General features: G+C 56.3%; 19 protein-coding genes, 1 tRNA gene and 1 pseudogene. 14 read left to right on the forward strand and 7 right to left on the reverse strand.

Annotated elements, in window-relative coordinates:
• Positions 1-163: 163 nt before the first annotated feature.
• From AQ1_RS12695 to AQ1_RS15575, 8 genes and pseudogenes are all read left to right on the forward strand, one after another.
• On the forward strand, positions 164-460 hold the full coding sequence (locus AQ1_RS12695) for a hypothetical protein (RefSeq protein WP_042087980.1): 297 nt from the start codon (positions 164-166) through the stop codon (positions 458-460).
• A 25-nt stretch (positions 461-485) separates the two neighbouring features.
• Positions 486-608 carry a hypothetical protein gene (locus AQ1_RS15570; protein ID WP_313982033.1) on the forward strand — a complete coding sequence of 41 codons (123 nt, stop codon included), beginning with the start codon at positions 486-488 and terminating at the stop codon, positions 606-608.
• A 69-nt stretch (positions 609-677) separates the two neighbouring features.
• A complete protein-coding gene (locus tag AQ1_RS15360) occupies positions 678-854 on the forward strand; it encodes a hypothetical protein (RefSeq protein ID WP_161760615.1) in 177 nt (58 codons plus the stop codon).
• Between the two features lie 3 nt (positions 855-857).
• A complete protein-coding gene (locus AQ1_RS12700) occupies positions 858-1,142 on the forward strand; it encodes a hypothetical protein (RefSeq protein WP_042087946.1) in 285 nt (94 codons plus the stop codon).
• 4 nt (positions 1,143-1,146) lie between these two features.
• On the forward strand, positions 1,147-2,754 hold the full coding sequence (locus AQ1_RS12705) for a type IV secretory system conjugative DNA transfer family protein (protein WP_042087947.1): 1,608 nt from the start codon (positions 1,147-1,149) through the stop codon (positions 2,752-2,754).
• A gap of 15 nt (positions 2,755-2,769) precedes the next feature.
• Positions 2,770-3,018, forward strand: coding sequence for a hypothetical protein (locus tag AQ1_RS12710; RefSeq protein ID WP_042087948.1), 249 nt, complete (start codon positions 2,770-2,772; stop codon positions 3,016-3,018).
• Between the two features lie 727 nt (positions 3,019-3,745).
• Entirely contained in the window at positions 3,746-4,006 is a 261-nt protein-coding gene (locus AQ1_RS12715) for a hypothetical protein (RefSeq protein WP_150007337.1), read from the forward strand.
• A 17-nt stretch (positions 4,007-4,023) separates the two neighbouring features.
• Positions 4,024-5,037: pseudogene (locus AQ1_RS15575) on the forward strand (recombinase family protein); the annotation flags it as partial.
• 493 nt (positions 5,038-5,530) lie between these two features.
• Here AQ1_RS15575 and AQ1_RS12730 read toward each other — a convergent pair.
• The 6 genes from AQ1_RS12730 to AQ1_RS12755 all read right to left on the reverse strand — a co-directional run bounded on the left by AQ1_RS12730 (position 5,531) and on the right by AQ1_RS12755 (position 10,750).
• A tRNA-Arg gene (locus AQ1_RS12730) sits at positions 5,531-5,607 on the reverse strand.
• Positions 5,608-5,717: 110 nt separating this feature from the next.
• Positions 5,718-6,191, reverse strand: coding sequence for a TadE/TadG family type IV pilus assembly protein (locus tag AQ1_RS12735; RefSeq protein WP_042087953.1), 474 nt, complete (start codon positions 6,189-6,191; stop codon positions 5,718-5,720).
• A 31-nt stretch (positions 6,192-6,222) separates the two neighbouring features.
• The gene (locus AQ1_RS12740; protein WP_042087954.1) at positions 6,223-6,723 is read right to left on the reverse strand and encodes a TadE/TadG family type IV pilus assembly protein; all 501 of its coding nucleotides are present in this window, start codon (positions 6,721-6,723) and stop codon (positions 6,223-6,225) included.
• A gap of 25 nt (positions 6,724-6,748) precedes the next feature.
• Positions 6,749-8,056, reverse strand: a complete 1,308-nt coding sequence (locus AQ1_RS12745; RefSeq protein WP_161760617.1) for a TadE/TadG family type IV pilus assembly protein — start codon at positions 8,054-8,056, stop codon at positions 6,749-6,751.
• A 130-nt stretch (positions 8,057-8,186) separates the two neighbouring features.
• Positions 8,187-9,806 (reverse strand): L-aspartate oxidase, encoded by a 1,620-nt coding sequence (gene nadB / locus AQ1_RS12750; protein WP_042087956.1) that lies wholly within the window; start codon positions 9,804-9,806, stop codon positions 8,187-8,189.
• Between the two features lie 2 nt (positions 9,807-9,808).
• Positions 9,809-10,750 (reverse strand): ABC transporter ATP-binding protein, encoded by a 942-nt coding sequence (locus AQ1_RS12755; protein WP_042087958.1) that lies wholly within the window; start codon positions 10,748-10,750, stop codon positions 9,809-9,811.
• Between the two features lie 210 nt (positions 10,751-10,960).
• On the opposite strand from AQ1_RS12755, the gene AQ1_RS12760 reads away from it, so the two are divergent.
• Genes AQ1_RS12760 through rfbD form a run of 6 tightly spaced genes read left to right on the forward strand, consistent with a single transcriptional unit; the run spans position 10,961 to position 16,921 of the window.
• Positions 10,961-11,152 carry a zinc-finger domain-containing protein gene (locus AQ1_RS12760; protein ID WP_042087982.1) on the forward strand — a complete coding sequence of 64 codons (192 nt, stop codon included), beginning with the start codon at positions 10,961-10,963 and terminating at the stop codon, positions 11,150-11,152.
• Positions 11,149-13,920 (forward strand): DNA polymerase I, encoded by a 2,772-nt coding sequence (gene polA / locus AQ1_RS12765; RefSeq protein ID WP_042087960.1) that lies wholly within the window; start codon positions 11,149-11,151, stop codon positions 13,918-13,920. Before AQ1_RS12760 ends, polA begins: the two co-directional genes overlap by 4 nt.
• Positions 13,917-14,564, forward strand: a complete 648-nt coding sequence (locus AQ1_RS12770; protein WP_052371275.1) for a LysE family translocator — start codon at positions 13,917-13,919, stop codon at positions 14,562-14,564. Before polA ends, AQ1_RS12770 begins: the two co-directional genes overlap by 4 nt.
• A 37-nt stretch (positions 14,565-14,601) precedes the next feature.
• The gene (gene rfbA, locus AQ1_RS12775) at positions 14,602-15,492 is read left to right on the forward strand and encodes a glucose-1-phosphate thymidylyltransferase RfbA (RefSeq protein WP_042087962.1); all 891 of its coding nucleotides are present in this window, start codon (positions 14,602-14,604) and stop codon (positions 15,490-15,492) included.
• On the forward strand, positions 15,489-16,034 hold the full coding sequence (rfbC, locus tag AQ1_RS12780) for a dTDP-4-dehydrorhamnose 3,5-epimerase (protein WP_042087964.1): 546 nt from the start codon (positions 15,489-15,491) through the stop codon (positions 16,032-16,034). The genes rfbA and rfbC overlap by 4 nt, the downstream gene beginning before the upstream one ends.
• Positions 16,031-16,921, forward strand: coding sequence for a dTDP-4-dehydrorhamnose reductase (gene rfbD, locus AQ1_RS12785; protein WP_042087967.1), 891 nt, complete (start codon positions 16,031-16,033; stop codon positions 16,919-16,921). Before rfbC ends, rfbD begins: the two co-directional genes overlap by 4 nt.
• Positions 16,922-16,999: 78 nt before the next feature.
• Here rfbD and AQ1_RS12790 read toward each other — a convergent pair whose 3' ends face one another.
• Positions 17,000-17,284 carry a GIY-YIG nuclease family protein gene (locus AQ1_RS12790; RefSeq protein WP_042087969.1) on the reverse strand — a complete coding sequence of 95 codons (285 nt, stop codon included), beginning with the start codon at positions 17,282-17,284 and terminating at the stop codon, positions 17,000-17,002.
• Between the last annotated feature and the right edge of the window lie 224 nt (positions 17,285-17,508).

Genomic DNA, 17,508 nt, shown 5'->3' on the forward strand with positions numbered 1-17,508 from the left:
TGACCTCCGGCACCCATCTTCGCCGGAGCCACGCTTGCATGGCAAGTCGGCGCGGATCGCGGCCGCAGAAAATTTTCACATAATCCCCCCGGATCAGCATTGCAGGGCTGCAATGCTGCGAATGTCGGCAATCGGTTCGACGACCAAACCGGAGGGACAGACCATGTTGCCCAACAAGAAACATCAAGATGCAGGCCGGTCGATATTCATGTCGTCCGTGCAAGGTCTCGCGAACACGCTGGCGGTTGTCGTCACCTTCTTCGGAGCGCCACCGCTCTACAGCAAGTCGGTCGGCTGGATTCAGAGCTTTACCACCCAGCACTACGGCTACGGGTTTGAAGACATCACATCGATCATCTGGGGCTGCACTTGCGCCGCCCTGATCTTCTTCATCTCCCGCGCGTCGATCTCGACAGCGCTGGTCATGGGCGGCCTCGCCGTCGCAACCCGTTTTCTTTGAGAAATCACAGCAAAGGAGCCTGATCATGTTCAAGAAAAACCGCCATGTCGGCAACGTCTACAAGAAGGAAACCAACTGGAGTGCTGTCGTCGCGGCGATCTTCTGGGGCGTTGTCCTGCTGGCCATTCTCGGCTCGTTCGCGAGCTGATCCGAACCCCCAACAACAACCAAGCCTGGATTCCGTTGATCGGAATTCAGGCGCTTAAGGAGACACACAATGGAAGACCTTCTTGGACAGGCGATGGATGCGTTCCATGCCTTTAAGCGCGCAAAACAAGAGTTTTTAGGTGAAATCGAGAAACGGCTTCACCCCGTTCTTGAAGTTCTCGGCGCGCTCATCATGGCGGTGCCTGTGATCGGCATCGCCCTCTGGATTCTCGGCGCGGGGAAGTAGCCGATGGGCACGCTCCACATCGATTTTGTCAAGCCGGAGATGCAACCCATCTTCGAGCGGTTCAAGCAGCATTTTGGCCCCGGATCACCCAAATCCGACATCGCTGCGGATGTGAAAATCTGCGTCTGGATACGGATGATCAACGCCTTCCATCCGACCGTAAAGCCCCGCCAAATCCGCGCACATTTTATCAAGAGCTTTCACCCCGATGCGGGAGAGCACGTTCTCACTGTGCCCGAGAAAACCGCGATCATGTCGCAGCATGATCGGATATTTAAAGGAGCGTAGACTTATGTTCAGCAATGAAGAGAACCGCTTCGGCTCGGCCTCGTGGTCTGACCATCACGAGTTGGCCCGCGCGGGTCTGCTCGGCGGCAAAGGCCTGCAAGTCGGCTATGCCGGAAACAAGCCTGTCTGCCTCGAAACCGATGCGCCGATCATCACCATTGCTGGCGCGGGTTCGGGAAAGATGCGCGATCTTCTGGCACTGGCGGTTGCGCGCAACGCAGGAAACCGCAACTTCATCCTCGATCCGCGCGGTGAAATTGCTTCGGTCACCATGGTCAATTTCGTGATGACGCGGAGCTTCCTGTACTGCTGGAACCCCACCGGCATGCGGGGTCTTCCGCAACATCGAATGAACCCGCTCGATATCCTCAAACTCGACGACCCCCATTTTCACGCGGACTGTAAGTTCATCGCCGAAAGCCTGATCCCGGCCTCCGGCTCATCAAGTGGTCGCTACTTTGAACTTCGTGCCCGCGAATGGGTGGAGAACATCCTCAAGATGCTGGTCGAGCGCGATGGCGGCGTAACTTTCCCCGCGCTCTATCGTGTCATCAACTGGATTGAATCAGACACGTCTCGCTGGGCTGACTGCCTCGAATTCATGCTGCGCTCTTCAATGGACAGCGTGCGCCGTACAGCAAGCGAAATGCTGACCAAGCAGCAGGAGAGCGAGAAAGAGTTTGGCAGCATCATCGGCGAACTCTACGCCTATCTGAATTTTCTCGACGATCCGATTCTGCAATCATCGCTTGAGAGGGCCGATGCCAGTCTTACCGATACGTGCAACGCAAATCAGGCGTCGAGCTGGGCAATCAATGTTCCCATCGAATATGTGCAGCTCTGGTCGCCGATCCTGCGCACCATGTTCACGGTGCAGATGCTCTACAAATCGCGCGCACCCTCGGCCCCGCCGATCAACATGATCATTGATGAGGCCGGTCAGCTCGGCAGCTTCGAAGCTTTGCTGCGCGCCTTCACCTTCGGACGCGGCGCGGGCGTGCGTACTTGGGCGCTGTTTCAGGACGTTGGCCAGATCGTGCGCAACTATGGCGCTCCGGCCCTGCAAGGATTCATGGGGTCCGCAGCATTGCGTCAGTTCTTCGGTGTGCGCGACTACCAGACCGCACAAATGGTCTCTTCGATGCTCGGCACCGAAACGCTCGAATATGATGATCACCTACGCCAGGCGGATGCGCGACGGCAAAAGCGTCATGCGGCTATGAGCATCATGAACGGCGGCGATCCGTTCTCGACCTTCGCCGATATGAAGTACCATGCATTTGCCGAAGACCACCGCACCAAACAGGCGCGCGCGCTGATGATGCCCGAAGAGGTGCTGGCAATGCCCGAAGATCGGCAGATATTGTTCGTCTCCGGCAAAGACCTCAAACCGATCTATGGCGAAAAGCACCCGTACTACACGCGCGGTGACTTCGCAGGGCGCTTCCTGCCCAATCCGTTTCATCCGCCGCACGATTCCGTCCTTATCCCCTCAAGGTGGGGGCAACGCCATGCAAGGATCATCACGGAGCCCGTGCCGCAGCAATTTGCGCACTACCCGCAATACGCCTCCGGCCACTGGTCCTATGTCGAGGGCTATCGGCCCTCCTAATTTACGGAGAAAACCATGAGCGAACGTTCAGAGAAAAAGATGCCCAGCTTCGAAGCCTTCCATGCGAAGGACGGCCCCGAGGACAAATCCTATTTCAACCGCATCGGCGCGGCATTCCCGCACAAGGACGGAGAAGGTCACACCATCGCGCTGGACGCCGTGCCGGTCGATGGCCGCATCGTGCTGCGGACGCCAAAAGAGCGTTTGGAAGAGGCTAAAAGCGAGAAGCCGCGCAAGCGCAACAGGGACGAGCGAGACCGTTGAGGAAATCCGCCTCTGGTGATCCCGGCCACTGCGCAATATCCAGCAAGGCGGAGTTGCTGCATAGACTCCGCGCCCGCCCGAAACCCGGCATGCAGCTACAACTCACACCGGATGGTGCGGATGCGCAGCACAGCCAAAAAGCTATAGACCGCGAGAATGATCGACGGATCGCACACTTGCGGAACGCACTGGGAACCGCACACGATACGCTCGAAGCGCAACATAGTTTTGCGAGGCTCAGCGGATATGCTAAATCAGGGTTTTCGCGAGAGCGTTAATTTGGAAAATGTATAGTAACTTTAATAATACAATAGTCACGTAGAATATTTATTGTTGAAATGTCGACTTCAATGGCTCATGGTCGTGATAACGACTGGCCAATTTCCTCTTCTCCCCTGAATAGCCTTTGGTCAGTTCACATGAGTTGCAGACCAGCTCATATTGAGGATGCCCTGATCTCCCGCCAAGAGATCAGGGTTTTTCTTTTCCCCTTAAACAACACGAAATTATTTCCGTAATAATTATGGGGTTAGTCTTCGCAAAACAACCATGAGTTTGCGTTTCAGGGATTCTGTGCGGTATAATTAAAGTATATAGATACGCATCATTTCTGTAGCGATTATTCGCCTTAATCACCCGAGATGGGTGAGCCGGTGCTCTATTATCAAATAAGAAAATCAACTTAATCGACCAGCAATGCATGGTTGAAACGGGCGGAGTTTGCCCCATGAAAGAGATACTGAAAAAGCACCGACAATCCTTCACGGCCCTCGGCTATTCCGAGGAGCAAGCTGATGACCTTATCCACAGAATATCCAAGATCATGCTGGCCTTCATCGAGGCCGCATGGGGACTCCATCCGGCACAACTTGCCAAGCAGGCAGGAGTCAAGAAAAGCCTTCCTGTACGCGGGCAATGTGCTAAAATTGGAACGAAAGCGAAACAAACTGATAGAGAAGACTCCGCAGGCGAAGCTGCGGATGGATGAGGGATTCGATGAAGACTATGAAAGGAAACAACAAAGCCGTCATTTACTGCCGCGTTTCTGACACCAAACAGACGACGCGTGGCACCGGCCTGCAATCGCAGGAAACACGTTGTCGGGAGTATGCTTCCTTTCGTGGGCACGAAGTCGTGCAGGTTTTTACTGACGACGCTTCAGGTGGTCTGATCAACCGGCCAGGCATGCAGGCCATGCTGAGCTTCTTGCGCAAGCAGCGCCGTAAGCCCCATGTAGTCATCATCGACGATATTAGCCGCCTTGCGCGCGGTGTGCAGGCGCACCTTGAACTAAGGGCTGCCCTCAGCAAGGCAGGCGGATTACTGGAATCTCCATCGCTTGAGTTTGGTGAAGACAGCGACAGCCAGCTTATCGAAAACCTTCTTGCCAGCGTCTCCCAGCACCAACGACAGAAGAACGGCGAGCAAACGCTCAACCGTATGCGCTCGCGGGCGCTCAATGGGTACTGGGTCTTCCAGGCCCCGGTTGGCTACCGCTATGAGCGTGTCTCCGGACAAGGGAAAGTCCTACACCCTGACGAACCGACAGCTTCAATTCTTACCGAAGCCCTTGAAGGTTACGCCTGCGAGCGCTTTGCGACACAGGCTGAGGTCAAGCGTTTCCTTGAATCGCATCCCCAGTTTCCGACGAACGCCAACGGAGAAGTTACCAATCAGCGGGTCAACGATCTTCTGAATCAGCCTCTGTATGCCGGATATCTGGAACTGCCCAAATGGGACGTATCATTTCGTCCGGGCAGGCATGAAGGTCTGATCACGCTCGAAACCTTCAAGGCGATTCAAGATCGCCTGAACGGGATCGCTCGCGTGCCTGCGCGCAAGGACATCAATGAAGATTTCCCTCTGCGGGGATTCGTCCTGTGCGGGTGCTGCGGCAACCCTCTGACCGCCAACTGGTCCAAGGGTAAGGCTGCTCACTACCCCTACTATCTATGCCGCCACAAGGATTGCGAGGCTGCGGGGAAATCGGTTCGCCGCGAAGTGGTCGAACAGGAGTTCGAGACGCTGCTCAAATCCCTGCGCCCATCAGACGAGCTTTTCGACAGGGCCTCTGCGCTGTTCCGCGATCTGTGGGAGCAATTTGCACTCACGGTCAAAGCCCAAGGGCAATCGGTAAAGGCGGAGGCCTCCCAGATCGAGCGCAAGATTGCGCAACTGATGGATCGACTGGTCGATGCGGACAGCGAATCCGTCATCCGAGCTTACGAAAAGCGCATTGGTGATCTTGAAACCGAACGCATGGTGCTCCGTGAACGGATCGAAAAATGCGGGACTCCGTTGGACACCTACGAGGAGACGTTCGAACACTCAATGATGTTTTTGGCAAACCCTTGGAATCTTTGGGAAAATGGCAGGATTGAGCACCGTCAGACGGTCCTCAAACTCGCATTTGCGGACCAACTAGCATACTGCCGCGAAACAGGTTTTCGAACACCAAATATATCCTTACCATTCAAGGCGTTAGGGGATATTTGCAGTGGAAATTTTAGAATGGCGCACCCGACAAGATTCGAACTTGTGACCTCTGCCTTCGGAGGGCAGCGCTCTATCCAGCTGAGCTACGGGTGCCAAAGATGGCCATCGGGGCGTCAGCGCCCCGGCCATTCATGCCAAGCGGGCGGACACTAGCTGAAAGAGACCCTTTTGCAAAGCCTAATATGCCCAATGTTCCGCATTGATCAGGATGTAGCCGTTCCCGATTGCGGCAAAACCGGGGGAAAGGCGATAAACCCACGGGAACTGGCCGTGAGCGTGAGGGTTTCGTGCCCGATATAAGGAAAGATCGGGGTGAAACTATAGCGGATATTGACCGTATATTCGCTGGTGTTCACAGTGCTGTTGATCGGCGATTCCACCGTTACCACGGCCAGATCCCCTCTCAAACCCACCAGACGCCCGGCGGTAAAATCGCGGATTTCGCTATCGCTCACTTTTCCTTCACGCACAATGGCAAAACGGGTGGCTTCCTGAACGGCAAAATAAAGTGCGGTTTGGCTGTAAACCAGCCGCCCGCCCTCGATCACGGTAAAAAGGGCAATGAGGTAGATTGGCAGAACAACCGCAAACTCCACCGCCGCCGCCCCCCCGCAATCTTGCGCGAACGCCCTCAATGAGAATGGCTTTTTGGATTTCATCCGCCAGATTTTATGCATCGCGCTTATGGCTCCCCACAATCAAGGCTCCTCAATTCAACCGCACCGCACTATTTGATGCCATCGACAAACGCTGGCCCAATCCCGGATAGGCAAAGATCATTTCATAATCATGCTCAAGCCTGATTTCGAGATAGGTTTGCCGATCCGTGCAGGCGAGGGTGGAGATCGCCGTAGAGGTGCAGGCCACAGCCGTGCCATCGGGGCATTGGCAGGAAAAGCTGACTTCGAGCTGCGCCCCCGGATCGGCATCGAGGAAATCGGCCGCCCCCCATACGGCATTGCGCACATCCTGTGCCACCACAATGCCGCTGGCGATTTCGCTCATGCTGGGGTGGCGGGCAAGGCCGAATTGAACCCCGGCGCGCACGGCATTATCCATTTCCGCCTTCCGCACATAGGCCATGCCAAAATCGATGGACCCCAATGCCAAAAGTCCCAGAAAGCTCACCACCATGGCGGTTTCGATAAGGATACTGCCTTTGCGGTTTGCACAAAAACCCCGCCACCAACCGCGCCTATGATTTGTCATCAGCCTTATCATCTGCCCTGATGCCTCATTCCAATAGCACCACCTGTTTTTGGGTTGTTCCACCCAAAATCAGGCCTAAATCCGCGCACACAGCCGGATCATTGCGGATGAAGGAATTGCCCGTAAAGGTTACCCGGTCAGAAACGATCTGCAGGCAATGATCGGGATTGGAAGCGCCGCCCGAAAATTCAACCAGACTTTGGGGCATATAGATCGCACCATCGAGTTGCAGATCCACCCCGCCATTGAACAGGCTTCGGTCAGGCGATAGGGCTTTTTGATCCTGAAAGAACAAAACCCCCTGATAAGGCCCGGATTGCGGTGCTGAAAGCTGCATCTCGGTATTATTATTGAGCGCCACCCGCCCCACATCGCCGGGCTTATCGCCGGTGAGAATGAAGGAAAGCTGATCGCCGGATATATCGGTGCCGCCACCGGTGGAAACATCCCCGTTTCTGATCACATAAGTGGCCGAAGGAAGCGTGATATTGCCGCTGAAATCAACGCCACCGCATAAGGTGATCAGGCCATCGCCATCCACATCCACAAGCTGGCTGCCCGCATTGATCTGCACTCCCTTATTGCCGCTTCCGCTTTGATCGCATGATGATAAGGGGGGAACGCTGAGATTTTCAAAAGGATCGGGCACCCGTGGGGAAAAAGGCAAAGGCGGCAATTGCGAGATCAACTCCCCCGAACCTTCGATGGCTACATCCCCAAAAGCCTGCGCTGGATTGGCCATCAGAACAGCACTGCCGCCGATAAACAAGGCTTCATCGCTATCGGAATTAGACGCCACGCCGCAGCCGATATCCGCCGTTGTGCTGCCGGTGAATTCCACGGCGCGGGCGGCGGTTTCATTCAGCGCGATGATGCATTGCGGCCCCAGATTGCGCACCCCTGCTACAGCCCGGGCGCTGATGGGGATATGGGTACCGGGAATCAAAAGACCGGCAAAATAAAGCGGCACCTGCCGGCTGATGGTGACATCGACCAAAGCTGTGGTGCCGGGATCGATGGAGCTGGACAAGGGTTTGACAATCAGATCATTGGCGGGCAGCGGCTCGAAGCCGTTGCGCACGGCTTCTGTTCTGACCACATCATCAACAGTGCCGTCGGGTTTCTGCTCCAGCCGGGCATAGGCACCGGCCACGGCAGCGGCATCGACCATGCTTTGGGTGGATCGTCTTTGCGCATACCAATGCGCCCCATCCAGCGCCAGCCCGGAAAAGCCGATCACCGCCGGAAACACAACCGCTGTGAGGGCCAATGTGCCCCCCATTTGATTGCGCGCCAATCGGTGCAGAATTGCCCACATTGTTTTGCCACTCACTGCTTTGCCCGTTCTTGCTTTTCTCGATGAAAGCAACCTCAGCATAAGCGGCAAGTGCTAAAAATCGCATAAGAGGCGCATACAATTTAAGTGAAATTCAGGGCGAAAGCATCGCTTTTCCCGAAAGCTATCAGGCCCCGCGTCGGGCGGCAAAGGGCGGGGTCAGGATCGTATTGTCGGCCTGGGGCAAAAGATCGGGATAATCGGTGGTGAAATGCAGGCCGCGCGATTCCTTGCGGGCCATGGCCGAACGCACGATCAATCCCGCCACATCCACCAGATTGCGCAATTCCAAAAGATCCGGGGTGATACGGAAATTGCCGTAATAATCATGGATTTCCCGGCTGAGCAGCGCCACACGATGCTGCGCCCGCTCCAGCCGTTTATTGGTCCGCACGATCCCTACATAATCCCACATGAAACGGCGCAATTCCGCCCAATTATGGCTAACCACGATTTCCTCATCGGAATCGGTGACCCGGCTTTCATCCCAGGGCCGGGCCGCCCCCGGCGGCGGCAGATCGGGCAATCTGCGCAAGATATCATCCCCCGCCGCATGGCCATAAACCAGACATTCCAGCAAGGAATTAGACGCCATGCGATTGGCCCCGTGCAGGCCGCTGTGCGAGGCTTCGCCGATACAATAAAGGCCATCGAGATCGGTGCGCCCGGCCTGATCGATCAGCACCCCGCCGCAGGTATAATGGGCGGCGGGCACCACCGGAATGGGGCCACGGGTGATATCGATGCCATAATTGAGGCAGCGGCGATAGATATTGGGGAAATGGCCAATCACGAAATCCGGATCGCGATGGCTGATATCGAGCAACACATGATCAAGCCCCAGCCGCTTCATTTCATGATCGATGGCCCGGGCCACCACATCGCGCGGGGCCAGCTCGCCACGCGGATCGAAAGCCTGCATGAAGGGTTCGCCATTCGGCAGGCTGAGCTTTGCCCCTTCGCCGCGCAGGGCTTCGGTGATCAGAAAGGTTCTGGCTTCGGGGTGAAACAGGCAGGTGGGATGAAACTGGTTGAATTCCATATTGGCCACCCGGCAACCCGCCCGCCACGCAATGGCAATGCCATCGCCTGTCGATCCATTGGGGTTGGAGGTATAAAGATAGACCCGGCTTGCCCCCCCGGTTGCCAGCACCACCGCCCGCGCCGTGATCACATCGACAAAACCGCTTTCCCGATCCAAAAGATAGGCGCCATGGCAGCGTTCCGGGCCATCGCCATCCTTTAAAAGATGACGATTGGTGATCAGATCCACCGCCATATGATGTTCGAGCACGGTGATATTGGGGGCCGCCCGGGCGCGGATTTCCAAAGCCTGCTGCACCGCCCAGCCGGTGGCATCATCCACATGGATGACCCGGCGCACGGAATGGCCGCCTTCCTGAGTGAGATGATAGCCCGAGGCGGTGGCTTCCTCATCGCTACGAGTGAAATTCACCCCCAATGAAATCAGATCCTCGATCGCCGCCGGGCCGCGCTCCACCACGAAACGCACGGCTTCGGGATCACACAGGCCGGCGCCTGCGGCCATGGTATCCGCGATATGGCTTTCGATGGTATCGCCCACCGATAAAACGGCGGCAATGCCGCCCTGCGCCCATTTCGTGGAACCCGAAGATAATTTCCCCTTGGACACCACCGCCACCCGCAGATGCGGGGACACCTTCAGAGCGAGGGACAAACCGGCGGCACCGGCCCCGATGATCAGAACATCAAAATTCATATCCATGATCAGGCCGCATCATTGTGGGGCGCACGGGTGAGTTGCAGAAAAATATCTTCCAGATCGGTATCATTGGTGGAAAGATCGCGCACCCCAAGCCCCGATGCCGATAAAGCGCTTAAAACCGCCCCCACATCATTGCCCTTCCTTGAAACCTGCACCGCCAATCGCCGAGGCCCATCCAAACGCGCCCTGAACCGTGCAAAATCGGCGGGGATCTGGTCGAGATCGGATTCCAGATCCACCAGAATTTCTTTTTCATCGATTCGCGCCAAAAGCTGCGTTGTCGGCTCGCAGCACACCACATCGCCATGGTTGATGATGGCGATGGTATCGCACAATTCCTGGGCTTCTTCGAGATAATGGGTGGTGAGCACGATGGTCGTGCCCCGGGCGTGCAATTCCCGCACATACGTCCATAAAAGCTGACGCAATTCGATATCCACGCCCGCTGTGGGTTCATCGAGAATCAAAACCGGCGGCGTGTGCACCAGCGCCTTTGCCACCAGAAGCCGGCGTTTCATCCCGCCTGAAAGGGTGCGGGAATAGGCATCGCGCTTATCCCATAATTGCACCACCCGCAGCAGTTCCTCGGTGCGGCGTTCGGCCTTGGGCACGCCATACATGCCGGCCTGCACTTCCAGCATTTCCCATGGGGTGAAAAAGGCATCAAACACCAGTTCCTGCGGCACCACACCGATGGAAGCGCGGGCATTGCGGGGATGGGCATCGATATCAAAGCCCCAGATGCTGGCGCTGCCCGATGTTTTATTGACCAATCCCGCCAGAATATTGATGAAGGTGGATTTGCCCGCGCCATTCGGCCCTAAAAGACCAAACATCGACCCTTGCGTGATATCAAGATCGATCCCCTTCAGGGCGCGTTTGGGCGCCGGTCCGCCATAGGTTTTTTCAAGGGATCGAACGCAGATTGCTGAAGGCGCAGTCATCGATGATATCCTTATCCGAAGAAGATCGAGAGAATGGTCTGAAGATCGAGAGAAGGGCGCAAATTTGCTATGATCCTTATCGCACAGCGAACCGATCATGGGCTAGCATCCGCAATGGGCTTGGTCAATGCGCTCTCAGTTGTGCGAAAAGGCCGTGCAGTCTATATAGGCAATCAAAATCAAACCGCCAATGAAGAAGGACAGAGAACCATGAGCATTTCCCCCCCCGAAACCCTGAAGGTTGAGAGCACAACCGTTTCATGCGATGGCGGCGGCGCCCTTGGGCATCCCCGGGTTTATCTCAATCTGGGTGATGAAGGCCGTGTGGAATGCGGCTATTGTGATCGAGAATTCATCCTGAAGGGCGGCCCCGCCGATCAAGACAGCTCCCGCGCCGCATGAGCAGCCAGCCGCATCTCTATCTGATCGATGGGTCGGGCTATATTTTCCGCGCCTATCATGCTCTGCCCCCCATGAGTCGCAAGGATGGAACCCCCGTCAATGCGGTTTATGGCTTTTCCAATATGCTGTTCAAGCTGTTGAAAGATGTGAATGAGGGCGAGGCACCCACCCATTTTGCGGTGATTTTCGATGCGGCCCGCAAATCTTTCCGCAATGATCTTTATGCCGATTATAAAGCCCATCGTCCCGATGCCCCCGAAGATCTGGTGCCGCAATTCTCGCTGATCCGCGAAGCCACGAAAGCCTTTAATGTGGCCGGGCTCGAGCGCAGCAACTATGAAGCCGATGATCTGATCGCCACCTTCACCCAGCAAGCCCGGGCCAAAAATTGGCGCGTCACCATCGTTTCATCGGATAAGGATCTGATGCAGCTTGTTGATGATGGGGTCGATCTGTTTGATAGCATGAAAAACCGGCGCATCGGCCTTGATGAGGTCCATGAAAAATTTGGCGTTACCCCTGATAAAGTGATCGATGTGCAGGCCCTGTGCGGCGATAGCGCCGATAATGTGCCCGGTGTGCCCGGCATTGGCCCGAAAATTGCGGCCCAGCTCATTACCGAATATGGCGATCTGGAAAGCCTGCTTGATCGCGCAGCCGAGATCAAACAGACCAAAAGGCGAGAGAATCTGATCGAATTTGCCGATCAGGCGCGCCTGTCGAAAAAGCTCGTCACCCTGATGCCGGATGTGCCCCTCGATGATCTGTCCCTCGATGATTTTGCGGTGAAAGCCCCCGATGTGGCCCAGCTTTTGACCTTCATCGACGAGAATGGCTTTCGATCCCTGCGCGCCCGGGTGGTTTCGCATCTGGGCGATGGCAGGGATGGCACCAGCCCCCTTGAGGCGGAAACCACGGCGATCACCCAAACCCATTATGAAACGGTGGATGATCTCGCCGATCTGGAGCGCTGGATCACGCGCATCAAAAAAGCCGGGCGGGTGGCGGTGGATACCGAAACCACCGGAATTTTGCCGATGCATGCGCGCCTCGTGGGCATTTCGCTTTCGGTGGAAGCCGGGGCGGCCTGCTATATCCCCTTGCGCCATCGTGCCGCCGATGGGCTGGATTTCGGTAATCAAAATCTGAAACAGATCCCGGTGGATCAGGCGCTCAAAGCCTTAAAGCCGATATTGGAAGATCCGGCGATCCTCAAGATCGGGCAGAATATCAAATATGATATGGTGATATTGGCCAATGAGGGCATCCATATCAGCCCCCATGATGATACCATGCTGCTATCTTATGTGCGCGATTGCGGCCTCCATGGCCATGGCATGGACGAGCTTTCGCGCCTGCATCTGGGCATCGAGACCACCCCCTTCAAAGATGTGGCGGGCAGCGGCAAAAAGCAGGTGACCTTTGATCTCGTGCCCATCGATAAAGCCACGCATTATGCTGCCGAAGATGCCGATATCACCGGGCGGCTGTGGCGGCTGATCAAGCCGATGCTGCCCCAGGCCGGGCTTTTGCAGGTTTATGAAAGCATCGAGCGGCCTTTGGTGCCGGTGATCGCCGCCATGGAACGGGCGGGTATCAAGGTGGATCGGGCGGAATTGGCGCGGCTTTCGGCGGAATTTGCCGCGAGCATGGAGCGCCTTGAAAAAGACATCCACGCCCTGGCGGGCGAAAGCTTCAATATCGGCAGCCCCAAACAGCTTGGGGAGATTCTTTTCGATAAAATGGGGCTGCAAAGCGGGAAAAAGGGCAAATCCGGGGCCCTTTCAACAGGGGTCGAGGTTTTGGAAACGCTGGCGGCTCAAGGTCATGATCTGCCGGAAAAGGTGCTGGCATGGCGGCAGGTTTCAAAGCTTAAAAGCACCTATACCGACGCGCTCGCCAAAGCCATCAACGAAAAAACCGGCCGCGTGCATACCAGCTTTTCGATGGCCTCCACCTCCACCGGGCGGTTGTCGTCCAATGATCCCAATCTCCAGAATATCCCCATCAGAACCGCCGAGGGGCGCAAAATTCGCAAGGCCTTCATTGCCGAGGATGGGCATGTGCTGCTGGCCGCTGATTATAGCCAGATCGAATTGCGGATTCTGGCCCATATGGCCGATATCGATGCCCTGAAAACCGCCTTTGCGAAGGGTGTGGATATTCATGCTCTCACTGCCAGTCAGGTGTTTGATGTGCCCCTTGATCAGATGGACAGCGCCACCCGGCGCCGGGCCAAGGCGATCAATTTCGGCATTATCTATGGCATTTCCGCTTTTGGGCTGGCCCGCCAATTGGGGATCGGCCGGGATGAGGCGAAGGGGCTTATCGATGCCTATTTCAAGCGCTTCCCCGGTATTTTGACCTATATGGAAGAAACCCGCAAAAAAGCCCATGAAACCGGCCATGTCACCACCCTGTTCGGGCGGCGTAGCCATGTCATGGATATCAATGCCAAAAATCCCAATCAGCGGGCTTTTGCCGAACGCGCCGCCATCAATGCCCCCATTCAGGGCACCGCCGCCGATATCATCAAGCGGGCGATGATCGCGATGCCCAAAGCTTTGGCCGATGCCGGGCTTGAAGATGTGCGGATGCTGTTGCAGGTGCATGATGAACTGATTTTTGAACTGCCTCAGGATCGGATCGAAGCAGCCCAACCGGTCATCCGCCATGTGATGGAAAATGCCTGCGCGCCGGTTGTTGATCTGTCTGTACCCTTGATTGTTGAGATCGGAACCGGGGCCAATTGGGGTGAGGCCCATTGAGCGCCATTCTGCCCGATCCGGCGCAGCTTTGGGTTTTTGTCTCCGCAACCCTTATTCTGGGGCTGATGCCGGGGCCGGATATGATTTTGGTGATCAATCGCTCCCTTGGCATTGGTTTTGATGCGGGCCTCATCACCCTTGCGGGCATCGCGATGGGGGCGCTGGTGCATCTTGGTGCTCTGGCCTTTGGCTTTGGCGTGCTTTTGGCCCGCTATCCCGTGCTTTATGATCTTTTGCGCTATGCGGGGGCGGCCTATCTTTTATGGATGGCCTTTTCCCTTGTCCGCCATGGCGGCGGCCTTGATTTGAGGCTGATCGATGCGGGCACAAGGCAGCCGGTGTGGCGGCTCTTTCGTCAGGCTTTGCTGACCAATGTGCTGAACCCCAAAGTGGTGCTGTTTCTTTTGGCTTTTTTGCCACAATTTGTCCCCCCTTCGGCTGATAATCCGGTGGCACGGCTGTTGGCGCTGGGGGTGATTTTCTTTGCCATCGGCTTTGCCATCATGCTGCCTTTGGCGGCGGTGGCGGGCCGCCTGCGTCCATGGCTTTTGGCGCATCCCATGGCTTTGCGCGGGCAGGCTTATATCACCAGCGGTTTTTTGATGATGTTTGCCCTTGCCCTCATCGCTGGATCAAGGCCATGAATAAACTTCGGGGCAAAGGCAAGGATCAAGGGGTCTCATGACACAAGCCTATCGCGGGATCATTCTGGCTGGTGGATCGGGCACACGGCTCTATCCGTTAACCGTTTCGGTTAGTAAACAATTAATGCCGGTTTATGATAAGCCGATGATCTATTATCCTTTGTCCACCCTGATGCTGGCGGGCATTCGCGAGATTTTAATCATCACAACGCCCGAGGATCAGGCCCAGTTCAAGGCTTTATTGGGGGATGGGCGGCAATGGGGGATCAGCCTTAGTTATGCCATTCAGCCTCGGCCCGAAGGGCTGGCGCAGGCCTTCATCATTGGGGCTGATTTTATCGGCGATGCCCCCACGGCCCTGATTTTGGGCGATAATATCTTTTACGGGCAGGGCTTTGGCGATCTTTTGCGGGCCGCCACCCGGCGCCAGCAGGGGGCCACGGTTTTCGGCTATTATGTGAATGATCCCGAACGCTATGGGGTTGTCAGCTTCGATGCCAAGGGGGCTGCCGAAAGCATCGAGGAAAAACCCCAAAATCCCCGCTCCAACTATGCTGTTACCGGGCTTTATTTTTATGATAGCGCTGTGGTCGATGTGGCCCGATCGATCCGCCCCTCGGCCCGGGGTGAATTGGAAATCACCGATATCAATATGCATTATCTGAAGGCGGGGCAATTAACCGTTGAAACATTGGGCCGGGGCTTTGCCTGGCTCGATACCGGCACCCATGCCTCGTTGCTTGATGCCGCCGATTATGTGCGGGTGATCGAGGATCGACAGGGCCTGAAGATCGCCTGCCCCGAAGAAATCGCTTATCGCATGGGCTTCATCGATGCTGCGGTTCTAGAAAAACTGGCCGCGCCCTTGTTGAAAAGCGGCTATGGCGCTTATCTGATGCGGATTTTGCAGGGGCTGGGTGCCCGATGAAGTTGATCGATACAAAACTCGATGGCGTCAAGATTCTCGAACCCCGGCTTTTTGAGGATGCACGCGGCTTTTTCATGGAAAGCTGGAATGCGCAGCGCTTTGCCGCCCTTGGGATCGATGCCCAATTCGTGCAGGATAATCATTCGCGTTCGGTGGGCCCCATTTTGCGCGGGCTGCATTATCAGATCCAGCACAGCCAGGGAAAGCTGGTGCGGTGCACTTTGGGGCGGATTTTCGATGTAGCGGTTGATCTGCGCCGCTCGTCCCCGCAATTCGGGCAATGGATGGGGGTTGAGCTTTCGGCGGAAAATCACCGCCAGCTTTGGGTGCCTGAAGGCTTTGCCCATGGCTTTCTGGTGCTGAGCGATCTGGCCGAAGTGCAGTATAAATGCACCGATTTCTATGCGCCCGAACATGATCGCAGCCTGTTGTGGAATGATCCCGATCTGGCGATAGATTGGCCCCTTCTTGGCCGCACGCCTATTGTGTCGGCAAAGGATGCGGCCGCCCCCGGCTTCCATCAGGCCGAGACATTTCCATGACCGCCCCGCCCGAGAACAGCGCGCCCACCCGTGTTCTGATCACCGGAGCGGCAGGGCAGCTTGGCCGTGAATTGTGCCGCACCGCCCCCGATCATATGCAGGTGCAAGCCCTTGATCGCGCGGCCCTCGATATTCTTGAACCCGCCGCCATTCTTGATGCCCTAAAGCAGCATCAGCCCCATCTGATCATCAATGCGGCGGCCTATACCGCTGTGGATCAGGCCGAAAGCGAGCCGGAAAAAGCCTTTGCGATCAATGCCAAAGGGCCTGAAAATCTGGCACTGGCCGCCAGCCGCCATGGGGTGCGGCTGATCCATCTTTCAACCGATTTCGTGTTTGATGGGAAGGCCGGTTCGCCCTATGCCCCAAAGGCAGAAACCCATCCGATCAATCTTTATGGCATGAGCAAACGCGCGGGCGAACAGGCGGTGGAAAGGCTGGCGCCGCAAAACAGCCTGATCCTGCGCACATCCTGGCTTTATTCCGCCCATGGCAGTAATTTTGTCAAAACCATGCTGCGGCTGATGAAAGAAGGCCGCTCTTTGCGGGTGATTGCCGATCAGGTGGGCACGCCCTGCTGGGCTTTGGGTTTGGCCGAGGCTTTGTGGAAACTGGCCGATCTCAGGGCTTCGGGGCTTTTGCATTGGGGCGATGCCGGGGTGGCAAGCTGGTATGATTTTGCCGTTGCCATCATGGAAGAAGCTCAAACCCTGGGCCTGCTCGATCAAAGCCCGATCATCACCCCGGTGACCAGCGCCGATTATCAAACCGCCGCCCGACGACCGTCTTATTCCGTGCTGGATCGGAGCCGTGCCTGGGCGCTGGTTGGAACGCCGCCGCTCCATTGGCGGGCCGCCCTCCGCCTGATGCTGCAGGAACTGGCGTAAGATCATAGCCCCCCCGGGCTTTTTTTATTTTCGTCACCCCGGGCAGAGACCCGGGGTCCATCTTTGAAAAGCGATCATTCAAACAATATGCTCCCACAGATCGCGCCAATCGGGATTGGTAGCTTCGATCAGGTCGATTTTCCACTGACGTTGCCAGCGCTTGATGGATTTTTCCCGCGTGATGGCGGATGCAATATTATCATGGGGCTCGCACCAGACAAGGCGAGAGACGGCATATTTCCGGGTGAATGCCGAGCCCAATCCTGTTCGGTGCTGAAAGGTGCGTCGCGTGAGCGAGGTGGTTACACCTGTGTACAAGGTGCCGTTTCGCTTGTTGGCAAGGATATAGACCCAGCCGCCCATGAAGCGCCATTTCCTTTTATCTTGTTGGACTTGTTTGAAGTCTGGTTAAGAGTGGACCCCGGGTCAAGCCCGGGGTGACGAAAGAGGGGGTGGGGTGACGAAATAAAAGTGAGCCCGGGGTGACGATTCTTGTGGCCCCCTCACCACCGCGTCATCCCGGCCCCCGAGCCGGGATCCACTCTTTGGTGTGTTCAGCCCTGCACGAGATGGACCCCGGGTCAAGC

It is taken from the genome of Iodidimonas nitroreducens (assembly GCA_000710935.1).
Classification (GTDB): domain Bacteria; phylum Pseudomonadota; class Alphaproteobacteria; order Sphingomonadales; family Rhodothalassiaceae; genus Iodidimonas; species Iodidimonas nitroreducens.

Coding starts and splice junctions, on each gene's coding strand:
- polA (WP_042087960.1), top strand. CDS start 11,149: ATGAGCAGCCAGCCGCATCTCTATCTGATCGATGGGTCGGGCTATATT.
- AQ1_RS15360 (WP_161760615.1), top strand. CDS start 678: ATGGAAGACCTTCTTGGACAGGCGATGGATGCGTTCCATGCCTTTAAG.
- rfbC (WP_042087964.1), top strand. CDS start 15,489: ATGAAGTTGATCGATACAAAACTCGATGGCGTCAAGATTCTCGAACCC.
- AQ1_RS12740 (WP_042087954.1), bottom strand. CDS start 6,723: ATGACAAATCATAGGCGCGGTTGGTGGCGGGGTTTTTGTGCAAACCGC.
- rfbD (WP_042087967.1), top strand. CDS start 16,031: ATGACCGCCCCGCCCGAGAACAGCGCGCCCACCCGTGTTCTGATCACC.
- AQ1_RS12735 (WP_042087953.1), bottom strand. CDS start 6,191: ATGCATAAAATCTGGCGGATGAAATCCAAAAAGCCATTCTCATTGAGG.
- AQ1_RS15570 (WP_313982033.1), top strand. CDS start 486: ATGTTCAAGAAAAACCGCCATGTCGGCAACGTCTACAAGAAGGAAACC.
- AQ1_RS12790 (WP_042087969.1), bottom strand. CDS start 17,284: ATGGGCGGCTGGGTCTATATCCTTGCCAACAAGCGAAACGGCACCTTG.
- AQ1_RS12715 (WP_150007337.1), top strand. CDS start 3,746: ATGAAAGAGATACTGAAAAAGCACCGACAATCCTTCACGGCCCTCGGC.
- nadB (WP_042087956.1), bottom strand. CDS start 9,806: ATGGATATGAATTTTGATGTTCTGATCATCGGGGCCGGTGCCGCCGGT.
- AQ1_RS12700 (WP_042087946.1), top strand. CDS start 858: ATGGGCACGCTCCACATCGATTTTGTCAAGCCGGAGATGCAACCCATC.
- AQ1_RS12710 (WP_042087948.1), top strand. CDS start 2,770: ATGAGCGAACGTTCAGAGAAAAAGATGCCCAGCTTCGAAGCCTTCCAT.
- AQ1_RS12760 (WP_042087982.1), top strand. CDS start 10,961: ATGAGCATTTCCCCCCCCGAAACCCTGAAGGTTGAGAGCACAACCGTT.
- AQ1_RS12705 (WP_042087947.1), top strand. CDS start 1,147: ATGTTCAGCAATGAAGAGAACCGCTTCGGCTCGGCCTCGTGGTCTGAC.
- AQ1_RS12695 (WP_042087980.1), top strand. CDS start 164: ATGTTGCCCAACAAGAAACATCAAGATGCAGGCCGGTCGATATTCATG.
- AQ1_RS12755 (WP_042087958.1), bottom strand. CDS start 10,750: ATGACTGCGCCTTCAGCAATCTGCGTTCGATCCCTTGAAAAAACCTAT.
- rfbA (WP_042087962.1), top strand. CDS start 14,602: ATGACACAAGCCTATCGCGGGATCATTCTGGCTGGTGGATCGGGCACA.